At 47.3% G+C, this 18,895-nt stretch carries 18 protein-coding genes; 2 read left to right on the forward strand and 16 right to left on the reverse strand.

Going from position 1 to position 18,895, the window contains the following annotated elements; genetic code table 11:
- Positions 1-50 precede the first annotated feature (50 nt).
- Positions 51-329, reverse strand: a complete 279-nt coding sequence (locus S2091_RS22410) for a hypothetical protein (RefSeq protein ID WP_105534205.1) — start codon at positions 327-329, stop codon at positions 51-53.
- Complete coding sequence (locus tag S2091_RS22415) at positions 326-1,309, reverse strand: VOC family protein (RefSeq protein WP_105534206.1); 984 nt, start codon at positions 1,307-1,309, stop codon at positions 326-328. The genes S2091_RS22410 and S2091_RS22415 overlap by 4 nt, the downstream gene beginning before the upstream one ends.
- A gap of 157 nt (positions 1,310-1,466) precedes the next feature.
- On the opposite strand from S2091_RS22415, the gene S2091_RS22420 reads away from it, so the two are divergent.
- Entirely contained in the window at positions 1,467-1,751 is a 285-nt protein-coding gene (locus S2091_RS22420; protein WP_105534207.1) for a sll1863 family stress response protein, read from the forward strand.
- Positions 1,752-1,795: 44 nt separating this feature from the next.
- A complete protein-coding gene (locus S2091_RS22425; RefSeq protein ID WP_105534208.1) occupies positions 1,796-1,948 on the forward strand; it encodes a DUF3309 domain-containing protein in 153 nt (50 codons plus the stop codon).
- Positions 1,949-1,999: 51 nt separating this feature from the next.
- On the opposite strand, the gene S2091_RS22430 is transcribed toward S2091_RS22425, so the two are convergent.
- From S2091_RS22430 to S2091_RS22495, 14 genes are all read right to left on the reverse strand, one after another.
- Positions 2,000-2,218 carry a hypothetical protein gene (locus S2091_RS22430; protein ID WP_105534209.1) on the reverse strand — a complete coding sequence of 73 codons (219 nt, stop codon included), beginning with the start codon at positions 2,216-2,218 and terminating at the stop codon, positions 2,000-2,002.
- Between the two features lie 48 nt (positions 2,219-2,266).
- Complete coding sequence (locus tag S2091_RS22435) at positions 2,267-2,419, reverse strand: DUF3096 domain-containing protein (RefSeq protein ID WP_105534210.1); 153 nt, start codon at positions 2,417-2,419, stop codon at positions 2,267-2,269.
- Between the two features lie 121 nt (positions 2,420-2,540).
- Positions 2,541-3,737, reverse strand: coding sequence for a WG repeat-containing protein (locus tag S2091_RS22440; RefSeq protein WP_105534211.1), 1,197 nt, complete (start codon positions 3,735-3,737; stop codon positions 2,541-2,543).
- Positions 3,738-4,123: 386 nt separating this feature from the next.
- Positions 4,124-4,600, reverse strand: a complete 477-nt coding sequence (locus tag S2091_RS22445; RefSeq protein ID WP_105534212.1) for a DUF695 domain-containing protein — start codon at positions 4,598-4,600, stop codon at positions 4,124-4,126.
- A gap of 80 nt (positions 4,601-4,680) precedes the next feature.
- A complete protein-coding gene (locus S2091_RS22450; protein WP_105534213.1) occupies positions 4,681-7,068 on the reverse strand; it encodes a DUF3857 domain-containing transglutaminase family protein in 2,388 nt (795 codons plus the stop codon).
- Between the two features lie 96 nt (positions 7,069-7,164).
- Positions 7,165-7,533: a hypothetical protein gene (locus S2091_RS22455; RefSeq protein ID WP_105534214.1), complete on the reverse strand. Its 369-nt coding sequence runs from the start codon at positions 7,531-7,533 to the stop codon at positions 7,165-7,167.
- Between the two features lie 277 nt (positions 7,534-7,810).
- Complete coding sequence (locus S2091_RS22460; protein ID WP_105534215.1) at positions 7,811-8,791, reverse strand: PP2C family protein-serine/threonine phosphatase; 981 nt, start codon at positions 8,789-8,791, stop codon at positions 7,811-7,813.
- A gap of 8 nt (positions 8,792-8,799) precedes the next feature.
- Positions 8,800-11,052 carry a serine/threonine-protein kinase gene (locus S2091_RS22465; RefSeq protein ID WP_105534216.1) on the reverse strand — a complete coding sequence of 751 codons (2,253 nt, stop codon included), beginning with the start codon at positions 11,050-11,052 and terminating at the stop codon, positions 8,800-8,802.
- 18 nt (positions 11,053-11,070) lie between these two features.
- Positions 11,071-12,258: a hypothetical protein gene (locus S2091_RS22470; protein WP_105534217.1), complete on the reverse strand. Its 1,188-nt coding sequence runs from the start codon at positions 12,256-12,258 to the stop codon at positions 11,071-11,073.
- Complete coding sequence (locus S2091_RS22475) at positions 12,258-13,679, reverse strand: hypothetical protein (protein ID WP_105534218.1); 1,422 nt, start codon at positions 13,677-13,679, stop codon at positions 12,258-12,260. The genes S2091_RS22470 and S2091_RS22475 overlap by 1 nt, the downstream gene beginning before the upstream one ends.
- A gap of 56 nt (positions 13,680-13,735) precedes the next feature.
- A complete protein-coding gene (locus S2091_RS22480) occupies positions 13,736-14,431 on the reverse strand; it encodes an FHA domain-containing protein (protein WP_165795073.1) in 696 nt (231 codons plus the stop codon).
- Positions 14,432-14,510: 79 nt separating this feature from the next.
- Entirely contained in the window at positions 14,511-15,797 is a 1,287-nt protein-coding gene (locus tag S2091_RS22485; RefSeq protein WP_105534220.1) for a VWA domain-containing protein, read from the reverse strand.
- Between the two features lie 12 nt (positions 15,798-15,809).
- Positions 15,810-17,027, reverse strand: coding sequence for a toxic anion resistance protein (locus tag S2091_RS22490; protein ID WP_105534221.1), 1,218 nt, complete (start codon positions 17,025-17,027; stop codon positions 15,810-15,812).
- Positions 17,028-18,037: 1,010 nt separating this feature from the next.
- Complete coding sequence (locus S2091_RS22495; protein WP_105534222.1) at positions 18,038-18,811, reverse strand: hypothetical protein; 774 nt, start codon at positions 18,809-18,811, stop codon at positions 18,038-18,040.
- Positions 18,812-18,895: the final 84 nt, after the last annotated feature.

Here is an 18,895-nt window from a genome sequence, read left to right on the forward strand (position 1 = left end):
TTTCGGCTACGGATCAAGCTAAAAACGCAGCGTCGCTGGATCCGATAAAGTTAACGAGAGTGGAAAGGAATCGATGGTACAGAACGGCCTGGTGCCGCAGAATGGTAAGCGTGATGACCTGCTCCACCGCCCCAAAAATGACCTCTATCACGATACGGGCCAACTTGATAACCCGGCCCCCATGCACCATAGACTCCACCAACTGGCTCATAGTAATCCACACCGACGCCCACGTTGCCGCCATAACCACCAGCGACAACACATCCGGCAATCGACAGCGTCAACAAACTAGCTGATGCAGCGATTCGCACTAATCTAAAAATAGTCATTTCATCACCTCTTTTCTCTCAGTATTTGGCCATTCAATTAGCCCAAAAGGTGCACCGCTGGTATCAGCTACTACTGCAACTTTCCCTCCATGGCGATCAATTCTCGGTGCGACTAAAATCTTGCCGCCAAGAGCAACTACCTTTGCAGCCATCTTTACAGTGTCGTCAACCCGCACATAATTTAACCAGTGTGGTGGTGTAATGGCTTTATCGGCAGGTAAAGAATTGATACTGGCTCGCGCATAATCATCTGAAGCCAGCATTAAATGCTGGAAGCCTTGCGCTGCCGGCAAATCGAACACTTCATAATTGAATAGTGTTTGATAAAAAGCGGCATCAGCGCCTGGATCAACGGTGATGAGTGAACTCCAAATCCATTCACCAGGTGCAGCAATAACGTCAGCCGGATCGCCACTGCTCGACGCAAGAATGGCGAACACCGCACCCTGAGGATCGGCAAACACCGCTTCACGACCACGATTAGGAATATTGTGCGGCTCAAAAAGAACTTTGGCACCATGTTCAACAGCCATTCTTTTCGCTGCATCGACATCACTGACGGCAATGAAACTTAGCCAGGCTGGCTGTTTGTGCTCATTTTCTCCAATGGCTTTATAGATTAACCCCGCGACTGGGCGACCATCCATTGAAGCTTCCACATATTCTCTGCCGCCAGTATGAATATCGCGGAAGGTCCAGCCAAACAACCCTCCGTAAAATTGCTTGGAGGCGACGAGATTGGGCGTCACCAACTCAACAAAAACAATTTTACCGACGTGGTGCTCTTGACTGGCCGGAGTGACCAGTGCTGGAAAAGATAGATCGGCAGAAAGTGCTGGCATCGCGATGGCGGCGCCGATGAATGCCGCCAATATATTGTGTTTAAAAAAACCTAATTTACGGCATGTACTTACCCTTCGCTGCCGATCTTTATTAGCAGGGATAGCATCCGTTGGTATTGAGTTATCTTGCGCATACATCCTATTCTCCCGGTTATTTTACTAGTGAGAAATAACGATACTTCCATGCAGTTCAATAGTCGGTGCGCTAGCGTACGGTAACGCACCGACAGCGCATCCAATTCCACGTATCTTCACCTCATTGAACACATTTTCTTCCACAGCCGGAGCTATTACCATGTCACACCGAGATGAATACATCGCAAAAATGAAACTGCAATTGGACAACCTTAATCTCTCTATTGCACAGTTTGAGACTAAGGCACATGCCATGCAATTAGATGCGCAAGATGCTTACAAAGAAGGGTTAGTGAAGCTACATATTCAATCAAAACTAGCGATCGAAAAGTTTGATGAACTCAAAGAGAGCAGTGATAACAGCTGGGATCAGTTAGTCGCTGAAACTGAAAAAGTGCGTGATGCTTTTGTTGACTCCTACCATTATTTTAAATTGCATTTCTAACCCGTTATCAAGATCGAATTTGAATAACCACCAAGGAGCAAACCATGAGTATTCTTTTATTAATCATTCTGATTTTCATTCTATTAGGGGCGTTCCCAACTTGGCCGCATAGTCGCAATTGGGGCTACGCACCAAGTGGTATTTCAGGCTTGCTCCTGGTTGTGCTGATTGTGCTGCTAATTACCGGCCAGCTGTAATCATGAACGTGGCGAAAATTCCGCCACGTTCAGCTTTATAGCAATTAACTCTTATCTCTTGCCGCCTAAAGCCAGCAGAAAACCACCAATTGCAATAGCACCTACTCCCGCCCAAATTGGAATATTGATCGTTTGCTTCTCATTGAGAGATAGCTCAAACGTTCCAATTTTGACGTCATGCGTTTCCTTGGTATAACTAAAGCCACCGTAGACCAGGCCCAGCACACCAGCGACGATCAACGCAACCGCCATCATTTTGACTAAGTTCATGTTGAATTTCTCCTCAGAATACGAATTAGCTTTATTAATTCAATCTACCTAGTGAAGAAAATGGCCCGTTCCAAATAATCCAACCAAACCAATCACAATCAAATAAATAGCAACGATCAAGTTCAACAAACGCGGAATGATGAGTATCAAGATACCAGCAATCAGCGAAACGATAGGAACCAGACTTAAGGTAATGTTCATAATATTTCAGCCCCAAAAATTTCTGCACAAACGACGCCAGAATGGCTTGCAGCATACCTACAATAGCGCACTCAATTCAAGTTGTCGGTACGTTGGGGTACATAGCGGAATAGAAGTAAATTTAATTTAGCTTAATAAACCTATACTTGTAATCCCCAAACGAACTTCCCCCAGAAACTCTGGCCACTCCATCAACAAAATACCCGGCATTCGCAAAAATCGGTGGAATAACAAACTCCCCCGATTTATTGATATACCCATATTTCCCATACATTGACGCCACCGCAATGCCATTTTTAAATGGCCCGACATGGTCAAACTGGGGATTGATGACCATTTTCCCTTCTTTGTTTATGTAACCAAACTTCCCGGCAATCCAGCTTGGGGAATCAGTAGCAGGATTTTTTCCCAGCTCAATTTGGCATAGCCCTTCCGAAAAATACATCATCTGTTTTGACTTTTCCAACCCAAAATCTAATGTCGGCTTTATTTTTACATCGCCTTTTTTATCAATAAATCCGACCTTGCCATTTTCTTCAAACCTTGCCAAGCCATCGGAGAAAGCGCTTAATCCCGGAAACCCTTTATCCACTATTTTCTTGTTTTTTTTATCGATCATAAAACTCACGTTATTCACTTCGACGATAGCAATGCCGTCTTTGAAATACGAAGGACTATCATAGGTCGGCTCAATCACCACACGACCGCTGGTATCGATAAAACCATATTTATCACCGATTCTGACAGAGGCAAGATCTTCGCTAAAGTCTGAAGCTTCATCAAATTTTGCTGGAATGGCAAACGCCCCGGCTTTATTGATATAGCCGTATTTAGTTCTAAGCCCAAAAGTAGCGATAGTGGTACCGATAAAACTTGCACCGATTACCGCGAGGCCATTTGAGAAGCGCGGAGGGGCGTAGTAATTGCCTGAAAATTTAGGCTGGATAACGACTTTCCCATTTTTATCTGCAAACCCCCATTGAGTATTAGGCGGATCATTCGCATTGGTTACGCTGGTTTTTGCTGCGGTAAAATTAATTGCCGCCAAGCCTTCAGAAAAATAAGAATTAAATTGCGCCTGCCCCGGATTGAACTGCGGTTCAATCACCATTTTTCCAGAGCTATCGATAAACCCCCATTTGTTATTTATTTTGACCGCCGCCAATCCTTCGTAAAAATCGGTGGCGTTGTCATAAGTGTCGTTGGTCAGCGGTTTATATTGAAGCGCAACGGTTTTTGACTGGGCTTTGATGTTTTGCGATTGTGCAATCGAGATTGTTAGAAAAATTCCTATGAATAAGAAGGAAATTTTTTTCATGGTTTGTTTGCTCCAAAAAATATAATGGCCGTTTGAACACTGCGCTATCGAACTAAAGCTTGATGTTTTTTAAATTGGCAAAAGCCAAATATAGGTGTCGGCAGTTATCCTGATAACCATAAAAGGTATCCGCGATCCGTATGGAGTTACGAAGACCTTCACAACTGAGCTGAGGTTTATTCCAAGGCTAGTTAAAACGTTTCCAAATAGAAACTTAAGATGTGGCGTTGTTTAAGTAGCGAATTCCTAATGAAGAATAATGCCATATTTAGCTCTCATCGTATGAAACGAAGAGGTTATCAGAAGGGCAGATTCCCCAAATTCTGTAACTACATTAAGGTCTCCACTGGGATCTACGAAGCCCGACTTGACCCTGCACTCTTCTTTCACCCAGTCGCCTTGCCTAAAGCCTTGCGTATGATTTCACGTATTGGCTCGTATGCATTCCAATTAGAATCGAAGGAGCTCGAGTAATCAAATACATCAATTTTAGGAACTGTTGAGCTATTTTTAAAAGTTTCAATCAGAGTTAGTGCAGTCTTATCACCAAATTTTGAATAAATATTCCATTGGTAGTATCCGTCATTTGCAATCGTGAACAATAGCAATCCTAAATCATGTTTTTTAAGGTCGCCGGAAATCGTTCGCTCAATTGAATCAATTTTCGCCCACTCTTCTGCGTTAGGCAGTCTGCCAGAATCTTCTTCGCCGTACCCATATCCTATAAACACGTGATTTGGATAGGCGGCTTTATCGACGTTGATTTCGCCGGGAAACATGCAGCCAATTACGGAAGATTCACCGTTGGCGACGCATTCAAATCGCGACCACTGATTTTCCAAACTTTGATTTTCTTGATTCATAATTTAAAACTCACTTTTAATTTAATCTCCACTTTTATTTTGTGGCATTGATTTAACTATTTATTTCTTTAGCTGATCAATTATCCGACAACACCCCTATAAATCACCACACCTATCGTAATCCAGCCGATGACGGCCGGAATCTTCTTCAATATCGGCAGCAGTCGTGCCGAGAATGTGCTGTGGACAGTTTGCGTATAGCCCCCGGCGTAACGGCTCAACCAATGGGATTGCGGCGCACTATTCACCGCTTTTGCCAGCATGATCAATGCAGTGCATATACCCAACGCACCCAGAAGCAATAACCAATGAACATCGGATGACAGCAGGAACGGGATGAAGCTGCCGCTAGCGACGACGGTGCAGCTAACCAGGCTCCGGTCACTGAGACGATTTTCTGGCGGTGAAGTTTGCTGCAACATGATCATCCAGCTCCAGATTATCAGCATCAGAATGATGATCAAATATTTCCAGTCATTGTGGCTGAAATGCGCTTTTTTTACGGGCGTATTTGTCCCGCTGTAATTGAGCGTAAATCCGACTGAATCATAGGCCTTGTTTAAATTCGCCGCATAGGCGGGAATGTCTTGTGCATCGACGTGGTCTGTCAGTGCACGATATTGATCTGACAGATGCAGCCGTCGCCCATTGTCAGACATCCATGTCTTGTTCGAATATTCAAATGCAGGGTCGTCGATGTTGGACTGGCTGTCGTCGATATTCCATTTGCTCGGCAATTTCAATTCGGTAGTCACGGAGACGTCTTCGGGGAAACTCACCCGTATTGGCGCAGTGCGGTTGATGTCTTTGGGGGCGGTCAAAAAAAGGCGCACATCAGGGATATGGATAGTTGCATCCCGTTTGATTTTATTTTCCTGCAACACCCAGAAATTGGGAATCGTATACGACTCGATCGTGGTGACAGTATTGTTTGCGATATCTTCCCGGAACTCGATGGAATCCGTTGATTTGATGGTTGGATAATAGCGCGCATAGTAATTCAGATAATTTTTTTCCAGCTCGTTTTTGCTGTGCGAGTTGATGTTATTGCGTAATTCATCCGCATGCTTGCCGTAATCGGTAGTTGTCACAACAAGCTTGACTGGCTTGTCTAGTCCAGCAGTGGAGTCAAATTCTGCGTTAACAATTTTTTTGGTGCTGACAGATGAGTTCATTACAGTCAGCTTATTGCTAACATTATCAAGCACCAGAGCGTGCCCGTAATCAGGTTGATACAAATGCGCCAGATCGCCCTGTTGCAACGATCTGGTCGGATCGATCCAATAAATGTTGCCGTCCACTTTAGCCCTGACCAAGACATGGTTGAACAAATTGGGAGTAGGCGACCAGTCAGTCAGGCTAGGGCCCATAGTGGTATTTACCAATGCCGGGTAGGCTTCGATACCCAGTGCTTTTAACAGGGTCAGGGTAAGCAGGGTTTTGTCCTTGCAGTCACCGAAGCGCCGTTGCATTACCAATGCCGGTGCGTTTGGAGCGTGCGATCCGGGCCCAACTTCTATGCCAAGGTAACGGATTTCACGCTGCACAAAATGCAATGCGGCCAGCATCCTGTCACCCTGGCTGGTTGCCGTCTGTTTTATGTGGCTGACTTCTTTACTCAGCTCAGCAGGTAATACGTCGGGCGTACGATACAGAGGCTTGGCCCATTGCTGAACTGCCAGCCAGTCGGGGAATTCGGACCACTGAATTGAGCCATAAGGTTCGTACCATGATGGCGTGTCGGATTCGAGTTTGAGACCCGGCATATTCGCTACATCCCACTGATAGTCCCGATAGCCATTCCTCTCTGTCATCACGGATTGCAATTTCGATTCGTGCGATTTGATGGTGAAGTGCCGATCCGTCGGAACCATTAATCTGAAAAAAACACGCTCTATCGGCACCGCCCACTGCAGATCTCCACCACCGGAAGCTTTATTCTGAAACACAGGGTTCATGCCGCTCAACGAATAAGCATATTCAACGATGTCGCCGACACGGACATCATCGACCACAACGTTTACGGTCTTGCTGCCGTCGTAAATCAGGTAGTCCAGTTCCGTCTCGCGCTGCAGCACATGTATTGCAACGCTGTCTGTTTTTTTGATTACTTGTCCGTTGCGGATAATATTGACCACATTGAGAACCAGATTTTGGTAGGAAGGATCAAACACGATATTGATCGACGCAATTTTTTCGAGCCCGTTACTGGCCGTCGCTTTTTTTGCATAGTGAAAGTAGGTCGTTTTGCCGACATGCTCGACTCTAGTTTGCTGGTCGCTCAGCAGGTAGATCAGGCTGCTGTCGTTATCGTTATTTTCTCTGTTGGTGCTGGTATTAAAACTGACTGGGATGACCCATTCTGGAGCCGGGCCGATCTGGTATTCGCGGGTGGCTGCATTGGTCGTGGCAACTGAGAATAAAAGAAAACAGCCGATGAGGCGGAGAATGTCGGGTAATTTACGCATGAACTAGGTTTAGTAGGGCGGGTAAACAGGCAGATAAAAATTCAAGCTCTGCCTCAAAGAAAGTAACGGACGTAGTGGTCAATTTTAAGCTGATCGCTATTTGATTAATATCGTCATAAAAATCTCCATGATGATACTGATCAGCAAAACAGCGGCGCAAAAGCCGATACATTTCAGCAGAGCTTTACCTTTTTGGCCGGTGGGCCGACTGCGGATCAGGTAATAGGGCATGGCAAATATCGTCAGAAATATCATGCAAAAATTGAGTACTCCAGATCTCTCATATTTATAGACCTCGCTATCGGAGTAATACCAGCAATAAACTGCAATCCCGACACCGATATTACAAACCGTACTCACTAAACCTTCCATTTCGCTATGACGCAATCGAAAGTAACCACTGAGGCAGACATCGATCAGAAACAGGAAGAAAACAGTAATAAGTGCGCGTTTTGATTGAATCATTTATTCATCCAGTCCGAAATTGTCAGTAATAAGAGCCAGCGACAGCATATACATACTCGCCTAGCTTGGCTATGCCCTAAACAGGGCATTTTTATCCGTTTTATTGTTAACGTTCGCAGAGTGAAAGTTCTGTCGGCCCGAATTACTGCAATACGATAACCGCTGGATGAAGTCAGCGCTATAACCGACTGAAGCGCTGATTATGGATGCGACAAGAATAGCTGGTTTGGAACGGCAGATTCAACTGATTGATGCAAGATCGTGACGTTGGTCAACATCAACCAGCACAACGGTGTCTGTACATTGCAACCGTAATATTGTCCTGCCCACCAGCCGCATTTGCGTAGTCGATTAATTTCACACATCGCCGCGCCAACGAGTCTGTAACATTGCCCTCATTCAGAAGTTTCCGCAGAGCCTTCGGCTCATCGCAGTAGTTCCAAAGCCCATCCGAACAAAGAAGCAAAATCGCATCAGGAGATAACCTTTGCGTTGCAATATGAATGTCGACTTCGTCGTCGCGCATTCCAAGGCATTGTGTAATGCAATGGGCGTTAATATCTTTGAGTGCCGCCGCAATCGGAACGCCGGTGTTTACCTGCGCGTTCAGCCACGAGTCGTCCATCGTGAGCTGAATCACTTCGGCCTGATCAATCATATAAAGCCGTGAATCGCCGACCCAGGAATACCAGACTTGCATCCCTTCCACGAGCGCCAACACAAGTGTGGCCTGCGGTTCTGCGAGTTGCAGATTATCATGCGGCAAAGTGCAAACCGCCTCATGCGCACGCTGCGTTGCAAGTCTCATCCGTTCTGCAGTTGGCAAGGAGCCGCAATCCTGCAGCGTTTTCAACGCCGTTTGCACAGCAATATCGGCCGCAGCTCTAGCGTGGCAGGAAGTTGAAACACCATCTGCCAAGGCGATAGCGAAACCATTCGGTAATTCCTGCATTAGTACCGAGTCCTGATTGTCAGAATGGTGGCGGCCGCGATGGCTGGCACTTGCCGCCTGTACGCCTGATTCGAGAACATCAATCGCGTCAAGTGGCGATGACCGATGGCCACAGGCTTCGCAATATCCGTCAGAGTCGAATCTGCTACTGCCGCATCCGCATCGAATACATCCTACGGCAGCGTTATCATTTTCCACAGCAGGCAAGTCGTCGCCCACCACTACGTCAGCGACCAATGGCTTGCCGCATGCCTCGCAAAACAAGAATTGGGGCTCGGCCAACTCATTACAAAAAGAACAGTTCATTGCGCCCCCTAGAAAAGCGTTACCGGGCGAACGCTATTCGCCTGACTGACCCAATAAAAGCGGTCGATTTCAGATTCCGCTTGCTTAGCCGCCAGCCTGAATTGTTTTTCGGCACCAAGTCGTAAGCTATTTTCTGAAAACTCAAAACCCAGAAAGGTAGCATTTTTCGGCCATGATATTTTTTGATTGAGGTGTACGGCCAACGCGCACAACCGCCCGGCGATCTGGAAAGCAGAACCGCCATTATCCAGAACTGACTGCACCGCTGCTTCGCTTTGCTTCATGGTCGTACCATCAATATAGTCTGGATAAGTCAACACCAATTCACCGATCGCAAGCTGTGCCTGAACTCTCATTGCATGTGCCGTCGGCACCCGCTGAAGCATCGCCAGCGCTTCATTCAGGCGAGCAGCCTTTGCGTGGCAGCGAGCAGCACCGGCGTGAGCGCTAACGAAGCTCGGATCAACCTGCCCGACACGGTCGTAATACGACAGAGCCAGCTCCATGTTGCCATCCATTTCCGCAGCAATACCCATCGCGAGTCGTGGCCCTAACTCTCCCGGCATTTCAAAATAACAGCGTTCGAACTGCGATATGGCCTGTGCGCCATTACCCTGCATCAACAGCCATATCCCGCGATACCAACCTACACGCCAGTCGAACGCATCCGCCGCCTCTACTTCCGCTAACGCTTTTTCGATGATCGTTTGTCGCTCTTGCGGTAAAACATCTTCACTTTGAATCAATACTTCAACCAAGCGCAGGCGCGGCTCGGTCGCCCGATCTCCGTATTTTTCGACCAATGATTGAAGCTCACTTACTTGCTGCGCTGCATCCATCAGACTCAATATCCGAATGACTTCATTCGCTGCCCGGTCTTCCAGGTTCACACGTAATGCCGGCAGAAACAACGGGGCGGGAGCGGTAATAAGGGCTTGCGCTTCACCTTTAATTAACCGGTCGCCGGTAAACACTTTGCTGTCAGCAGGCTTCGGGCCCGACTGCAAAGAAACAATCTCGCGCAGAACACCAAATAGCTGTTCGCCCATTTCATCAGCGCTTTGAAAGCGTTCATCCGGATCAGAATGCGTTGCCCGCAGTAGGAATCGGTACAGGGATTCATTAGCAGCCAACACATCATGCTGATCCGGAGTCGGCAATGAATGTTCGTATTCCTTGGTGAATTTGAAATCCATGATCAACACGGCCAGCGCGCGACCAAGCGTATATAAATCCGACACCGCGGTTGGTTCATTATCGGCTTCTGGTGCTGCAAACCCAACGGTGGCATAGATATCACCGTCAGGATCATTGATTTTGCGCACAGCGCCCATGTCGATCAGTTTGATATCGCCACCTTCGAGCATGGCGTTGTCAGGCTTGAAGTCGCAATACACCAAACCCTGACCGTGCAAATAAGAAAATGCCGGAATAATGCCGAGGATATAGGCAATCGCCTCCTCCACCGGCAGCGGTCCACGCTGTTTGCGCAAGCTGTGAACGGTCTGCCCGCCAACATATTCCATGATGATGTAACCTTCGGCGCCTTCATTGACGAAATCGTAGATGCCGACAATTTTCGGATGCTTAACAGCGGCCAGATAGCGGCGCTCGGCAACGGCTGCCGCCGCGCTCGCTTCATCGCTTGCGTTCAGAAGACCTTTCAACACGACCCAGCGCTGCAATACCCGATCAAAACCAAGATATATCCAGCCAAGGCCGCCGAAAGCGACCGGCCCCTTGATTTCATACTTACCGGCGACGATGTCACCCGCTTTCAGGTGAGGCACAAAGTCGTACGGGGTTCCGCAACTTGGGCAAAACCCTTTGCTCCGATTAACCTGGATGTCGCATTTCGGGCAATGCCGTTTATTGGCAGGCACCTCGGGCATGATCATCAGTAATTTCAATGGATCTTGACTCGGAAGATCAGGCAACGAAATCAAGCCGCCGCCAAGAGCCGCCCTACGCGTGCTGGTATGTGTAGACGCGCCGACCCGGCGACGCGTCGACTTACCCGTATTCTTACCGGTAGCCCGCGTTGGATAATTCACCTTAAATTGCGCGGTTGAACTGCGTGTACGCCCAGTCGTCGTTTCAGCGATTGCAACCGAATCCGGCACATCCAAACCGCCGGCATTGGCGGTAACCAGCGGCTTTTTCTTCGCTGATTTTCCACAGTCTTCGCAGACATCGTCAACTATCTGTCCACCGCAATAAGCACAAGTAACAGCTATTCCATCAGCTATATAATCAGCCATGTAAATTCCTATTTATCGTTAGCGCCGACCTATCGTCAGCATGATATTTTGATATTTCTGAATCAACGAGCGCGCGCCGTCAAGATCAAGCGGGCGACTCTTCAACATCGCCTCGATCTGCCCGCGCAGTAATGACGCAGCCTCATTTGCCACCCCTTGCACTTCTTGCCCAAACAGCGCTTTTTCCTTAGCCCTGAGCGCATTGAAATGCCCCTTCAATTCATCTACTTCCGCGCATTTAGTTTGTACTTCGGCGATGGCTAGATTCACATTGCCAATTGCCTCGTTCATGGCAATATTTAGTCGGGAGGCGCCAACATTAACGGCATTCCATTGCCCGGCAATCAGCATGTTTTCCAAGGTTCCACACCAACTGGAAAGCATCTCAATCTGCATGCCAGGCATCAGCTTCAGCGGGGTCGATTCACCGAACAATTCCTTGAATTGCATCAGCTGCATTTGGTAATCCCCGGAAAGTCGGTTGAGATCACCAAGCGCAGTCTTAGCACGCACAACGGCATCCTGCGCACTCACCCTGACATGTTCCAAGTCATCCAGACTGGCCGACCACGCCTGCAAACCGCGCTTGAGCGAATCCATGCCAGCCTTTGCATTGAGCGGATCGGACTGCAAGTCTTGTAATTCAATGAAGGATGGCCGATCGGAGCCTGCTTGCAATCTGGCTGCACGCTCTTCCATTCCAACGAAGTCGTGACGCAAGCCGTCAAGCTCCAACGCCCCTTCAGCCTCAGCACTGTCGATTGCGTTTAGCAAGTCGCGCGCTAACTCGAACTCTTTTTGCATAAGCGTCAACAACTGATCTGGGGTCATTTGATCATGATGATTTGCTGACCCTAGCAGCGTGCGTTTTTCTATCGGTACCGGGCCTGTAGCGCGAGAAATGGATGGGCTACACAAAAGTGCCACGACTTTTTCATCTCGCGTTTCTCGCGAAGTAAAAAGTCCTCCTTGGTGAGCTTGTACCGCCTCATCTACCACGCGAGCCAACAGCAAATAGTCGTCTCTCAACATGCTGATTTGGGCAATCGCCGCTTCGGCACGCTGCTGAGTCAAACCCTGGTAGCGGCCTTCCCTAGCCCTGATCCTGATCCGCTTGGTACTTTCGGCTTCAGACAGTTCATTGGCGTTAGCCGTGATCGCTGCAAGCCGTTGCTTCCAGGTAGCGATGAGTTCTACGACATCCATCAATCTCTGAACTCCGCAAGTCGTTTTTGAAGACCCGCGACGGAGCCAATCACCGGGCCAAGAAAAATTGGAATCAACAACATCCACAGCCAAGCCAAGTGCTTGAATGCTCGTGCAATGGCATCGTCAAACTGAGCCTGATTGATGCTCAACGTTCCATCCAGCGCCTGCATGAAATTTTCAAACGCCCAGTCAGATTGCATGGGCTGTTTGCCGATGCACAATACGACTGCGGCATCATGTTTTCCGGCCGCTTCCAGTTCGCGGATCTGGCTGTCAATGCGAACGTAATCAAGCCAACCTTGCAGAGTCTTCTTGGCCATAGCTTCTTCACCTGGAAAGGTGATATTCGCCAATTCGTCACCAAGCAAGCCTTGATTCTTCAAGAGTTTTAAATCGGATGGCAATTGCCCGATATCACGAATACTGCCCGAAAAAAGCTGATTAGCCGCATCATTGAACAGCGTAGTCTGGTTTAATTTGGCAGCCTTATCGCGCAGAAGCAAATACACGCTCTCCTGTGCATTGGCTGAATAGGCAATTGCTTTGGCCTTGGACAATGCGTGCACAGAGTCAAACGCATCTTCCTTGGCAGAACGGATCTCAGACATAACGCTTTGTGTGTGCCAAAAAAATACAATGATCGAAATAACGAACACCGCAAGACCAAACGCCATCGCCGGATTCAACAGTCGCCGGAAATTTGCATACAACTTGAATTGAGTTTCAAGCAGTATTATTCCCAGAATAAGAGAGACGGCGATGAAGGCATACAACCAATGACTAGCCGTTTGCCGGCCTTCAGTAAAAGCGGCATCGAGATGTTTGAAATTTGCCTGATCCAATCCAACTACTGACGGAAGAATATGTTCACGCATGAGTGCATCGGCTTGGCCGAGAAGCTGTACATCACGGCTATCAGTCACATCGGTGCCAGCGGCTTCATGCATCCCAGCTTCATTCGCCATGCCGATTATCCGCTGGTACTCAAATAGTTGAGTCATCACCGCAAGTATCGGTTGACGCTCGTCATCCCCGTAAGTGATGTTTTGTGATGCTTCGACCAGCGAATCATAAGACTGGTCTATCGCTTTTTTATAGGCCTGTCGGCTAGGACCTGCGTCGCCGGTCTCCTTGATTAGAAACGCATTGACGATCTCGGTATGGGCAAGTGCTAATTGCGTGCGAATTTTTTCAGCCGCCACAATCGAAGGTACGGAATCCTTGCCGATGGTTTGCACGACATTTGCATAGGTTTGGTATGTCTTAAATCCGATGAGCGCCACCAGCAAAGTAACGCCAATAATGACTGCCTGACGTAGCCATAGTTGTCTGGGGACGTCTGCTAAATTGCCAGCGCTGGAAATCGGCAAGTTCAATCCCGTCGCCGGTTGGGCGGGAATAATAGTTGTACTAGTCATAGTTTTTTGGTGTCAAAAATAGGGAATTAGCCTGGTTTAACGGGTGTTAGCGAGCGTCAACGAGCCTCAACGCTAATGCGCGTCCACATGCCCAGGGTTATTTGATCGCCCGGATTTAGCGCTGTCACTACGCCCGGTTCCAATGTCTTGCTGTTGAATTCAGTACCATTCGCTGAGCCCAGTTCGAGAACCGAGTATTCCCCATTTTTGCCACGCACAAATTTGAGATGACGTCGCGAAATGCTCGGATCATGCACCACAATTTCAGGATGAACGCCATTCCCCTCAAATTGCCTGCCCAGCGTGTTTTCATTCAGATCGAGATGAAATATTTTTTCCGGCCTATCGGTCGGGCATGGCAAATCAGGATCTGGATCCGTGTACAACAACGGGTCAACTATGACGCGCAGCAAAAGACGTTGTGCCGAAACGAAAGTGTTTGCAGCTGCGGCGACCGAATCAGCAACGGTGCTTGTGCTGGCAAGAACTTGGGCCGTATCCGGCGCAGCACAATCAAGCGACGGCGCGACGGCGACCGGTACTTGCGCCGAAGTCGTTTGAGCCGCGGCAGCAAGACTGCTAAACGAACTGCGACTAACAAAATCGTAGCGACATGCCTCACAAAATCGCGCTCCGGCAGGCCTTAACGTCATACATTCTGGACATTTTTCGACACTATTCGCCGTCACTGCTGAACTGTTCGACGCACCACCTGACTTTGACGCTGGGGCACTGGCAGGTGACGCTTGCATTGCGACTCCACACTCTGAGCAGTAGTCCTGGTCAGTCGAATAATGGCCCTTAGGGCAAACATTGCTCATGAATTTCCGTTCAATTCTGGGTTTCAACTGCTTGCTGCTGTTTCGGGTTACGACGAACAGTTCTGGTCAAACCCATCTCTAATTCCATGTCCGCCCCTTTGTCCGCTTTCTTCAAACGTACAGTACCGGCGCTCGCATCCACCACGTCGACGACTTTTTTCAGTCGACGTGTCACTTCTTCATTACCTGATTCAGCCGCTAACTTGGCGGCGTGGCCGAGAAGGCGTGTCGCCCTATCATCATCGCCCTTGGCCTTGGCATCCAACCCTTCTTGAATCGAATCGGCCAGTTCCTTTTGTCCCGTGTAATGAGCGACTTCCCTGCTGATGCGCGTAGTCAATGCGTCGTCTTCAGACCAGCGAACGGCAATCGGCTCGCAAGGAATTTTGACCTCGCCATTGCTATCCTGAAAAACCACAGCTGCGCGGCAAGCCAATACTTCATCACCGATGTTACCGACCGGAAGCTCGAATGCAAGCTGATAGTCACGCGCTTCCGTCGCCCATGCGCCAAGTGGAATCTCCAGAGTTTTATCGTCGATCCGTTTTGCACTCGGCATCAAATCGAGAATTTCAGGACTCATTTGTTTAACCAGCGACACCTTGACCACTTTCGGCGACCAAATCCGTAACGTAGCTGCGGCAATGCCTTTGGCTAACGAGCGATTCAGGAATGAACGGAAATCTTCTTCTAAACCGGTTGGATCGGTAATGGCGTCGGCCGTACCTAGCAAGGCAGACGAGATGCGACGCAATTCATTTGGTTTCCAGTCGGTTCCAATGCCACGGCAATCGCATTGAAAAACACCTTCGCACTCAGCAATAACGCCTGCCAGGTAACGTTCATTATCATCAGCCGAATTGTCGCCATCCGTCTGAAAATAGACGCTGGCAATCGTTGCACCGCTGCGCTTGACTTCACCAAGAGCCTTCTTCAATCCTGAAGACATTGCCGTGCTACCAGTTGCCGTCAGTTGCTGAACCGCATAGTGTGCAAGAGCCTTGTTGGTTGACGTTGCAGGACACGCCTCAACCACAATGTCAGCGCTACCCGCAAACTTGATGACAAAGAACCATATGTCTTCAGTCAGCATGTCGATGCCGCGCCGAGCGGCAAGTTTTGCCTGAGCCAGTTTTTCACCATTCATCGAGCCGGAAGTATCCAAGACAAAACCGACAACTTTGCGGCCTGAAGTCGTCTGCGATACTGTGGCGTCCGAGGTGATTGTCAGCACCGCGTCAAGCCGGGTCTGACTAGCGGCTAGATAGGGATTGTAAAAACCTTCAATAGTAAACATGTGATTTTCCGATCAAAGCGAACGAGTTGCTTGTTGGACGAACTGGTCACCGGCTTTCAGCAGGCCGTCCGTAAATTTATGGTTGATTGCGGAAAGGTCGGAGATCGCCTTTTCACGCTTACCCGCGTTGGTTACATCCAGACGTCGGCCCAATTCAATGGTTTGAAGCAGTTTGTCAGCCGATTGGGCTAGTGCGGCAATGTCAGCTTCAAATCCACCCTGACTTTCCTTGGCCTTCAAATAGGCGGATTGCAATTCATCGCTGCCGATACTATTTAATTCGCGCGACAATTGACGACGGGCTTCCGTTGCTTTAGCCGCACGGCTAGTCTCGGCAAGCGAAGCGATGTTGAGAATTGCACGCTTTAGGTTCGGTAGATCGAACAAGATGCTGTCCATGACGTTGTTCATTTCAATCAGCGCTGCGGTTTGCGTCGCCCTGATTTCTGGTACCGACACCATCGATTGGCTGTGCGCCAGGTTAATTCGCACCACGCGTGTTTCAAACGCATTAAGCTGCTCGGCAAAATCACGCAGCTTGGCGATTTCAACCAAATCGCGTGATTGTTCGACCGCTAAGCGCGTTTGCTCAAACTCGACCCGTGCGCGCTTGATCACCAGTTGACCCGCCGCCATATACAGTTCCATGCTGTGAATGTGATCGACACTTTTGATCACCATGCGATCAAGCTTGTCATTGTTGGCGTTCAAAGCGGTGATCTGCGCCTGCGCTTTCTGTTCAATGGCGGCTAGATGTTCAGTGATTTTTTTGCGATTCAACTGCATCGTGCGCAATGCCGAAAACCACGTTCCCACAATCGGAAGTTTGCCGAACATTTCTGCAAACGTATCTTGGCCCGCAACTTCCTTTTGTACCTTGGGAAGATTCAAATCTTTAATCGTCGTCGCCAAGGCGATCGTGACTTCACCGGCACGTCCGGCGTCGCTCGTGCGCATACCGTCCAGAAGCTGGTCAAGATACTGACTCAATTCGCGTTGCGCATCGGAGCCGAACGACAAAAGGCTATTGGTATCGGTAAACGAAACACTCGATGCAATTTGATTCACGCGGTCCATTTGAGCGGCAGTGAGCTTGCTTAAATCCATTTGCTGCTCTGGCTTCAAGTCATATCGTAAAACCGGAATCGGCAAAGTCGAATTGGTTGACATTAATGCTATGTCAGATAAAGGAGTTGGGTTCGTTTCGACAACGGATTGCTGCTGGTCCATGGGTTTGCCTTTTTTATTAAGATTTAAATGCTTTGTATATTTGCGCAAAAATTCCGAACGATTAATTTTCAGCTAGATTTGTCGCACATGATGTCTTCATCTGAACCGTTACGCAATGGCAATATGCAAGATTTTTTACCATGAAAGTGATCATTGAATTTACGCGAGGCTCCGATGAAGTCCATTGCTGCGCATTCCAAGCCAATTTCTAAACGTTATAACGTTAGTTGGCGCGCAATCAAGAACGGACATCGTTCCGAGAAAAGTGAACCGTGAAACCCAGAGCAGGGCAAAGGGGAAGAGCCCAAAGGTTGTGTGAATCAATGGTACGGGGCATAAAATACGTGCTGACATTGATTGACATAAGTCGAAAAATTGCTAGCCTATGCTTCCAAATAAAAATTGTCAAACATAACTATGTCGCCGAAATATTATGTGGCAAGTTGGTAAAATGGAAAATAAAGTGCCCCAGTTTTAGCTATCAGCCGCTATAAATATTCCATCCACAATTCAAATAATTACATTTATTGAATGTACTTATTTGCCTGAAAACATATTGACTAAAATTTACATTATTTTTTAAAGAAAATAAAAAAGCCCTGAATAATCAGGGCTTTAGGATAAAACTTTACACTTCACATCGCAGGTACAAATTAGAACGGTTATATACACCTGAGAGTTCAATAACCGACTGAGTGAGTGAGTGAGAATTTATCATGAAATTACCTAGGAAGCCTTAAGTTTACACAAGAATCTAAGATCAGTATTGTAAAGTTTTATGTAAAGCTTTACGCAAAAAACAAAAATTCAAGCTAAAAATCTTTACACTCTCTCTTAAAATTAATTTTTCCTGATTGCAGAAATTATAGTGCGGACTTACCAGTCTGCCAGGATGCTTCGAGTAGTGGCAATAAAGCTGTTCGATTGCCGTCATCTTCTACGGCACTCAACATAAAAACTTTGTCGCCAGCATTGATGTGCTCATATATATTCTCTATAAAATAGTTTAATTAATCTGTCCAACTTGCAATCATCAAGTTAGTGTCTCGTATGAGATCAGAAATACGTTCAGCACCAAAATTAGCAATAAAATGATACTGAATGCCTAGTTTTTTAATATAAACATCACCAGTGCATCCCCCTCTATCTATTGGCCCACCACAACTCACATACGCCTCATACGGTGCATTTTCAGTTGCAATATAATCAGCGCCAAAATGGCTATAATTTTCATCTGACAGTTTTTGGATTGCCTTTGTTTTTTCGCTATCCTCAAATGTAAAACTTAGAAGCTCATCAAATTGGGTCTTATTTAGTTTTGGAATTTGGTTATTTCGTTTTGAGGCTATCTCCAACAATTCAGAAGGTTTTATAAATACCTGCCCCTTTGGTGCGCTTTCTACATTGTGTGCTAAAGAACTAATAAAAACACGGAAACGATTTTTTGTATCGGGAACATTATCTGGGCGAATTTCTGTATCCCCCCATGCAGAAAGAGTCATATCCGGATACCAAAAAGCTATAAAACCTGAAGTACTAAAATACTTGCTAGGATCATTAGTAGGAATGTGCAAAATCACCCCCCCTACATCTGCATCATAAAAAACATGGTCCTCTTTTGATCTAATCAATTTAATTACTGGCGCACTATGATAATTAGATTCGTCACGATGAAAAGCCAATTTATTTTTCTCCAACAAACTAATATGTAAATACTTGCCAAGCATCAATAATGAGAGAATGATAAAAGCAGCGATTAAAAGATTTTTTATTGATATTTTCATTATTTAATGTGGGACATTTTTGATTAATAGGATGAATTTTGATTTTAATAATTGCCGTGATATTTCAAAACCATTACAAATTAC

Source organism: Solimicrobium silvestre (assembly GCF_002976435.1).
In the GTDB taxonomy this organism is placed as follows: domain Bacteria; phylum Pseudomonadota; class Gammaproteobacteria; order Burkholderiales; family Burkholderiaceae_D; genus Solimicrobium; species Solimicrobium silvestre.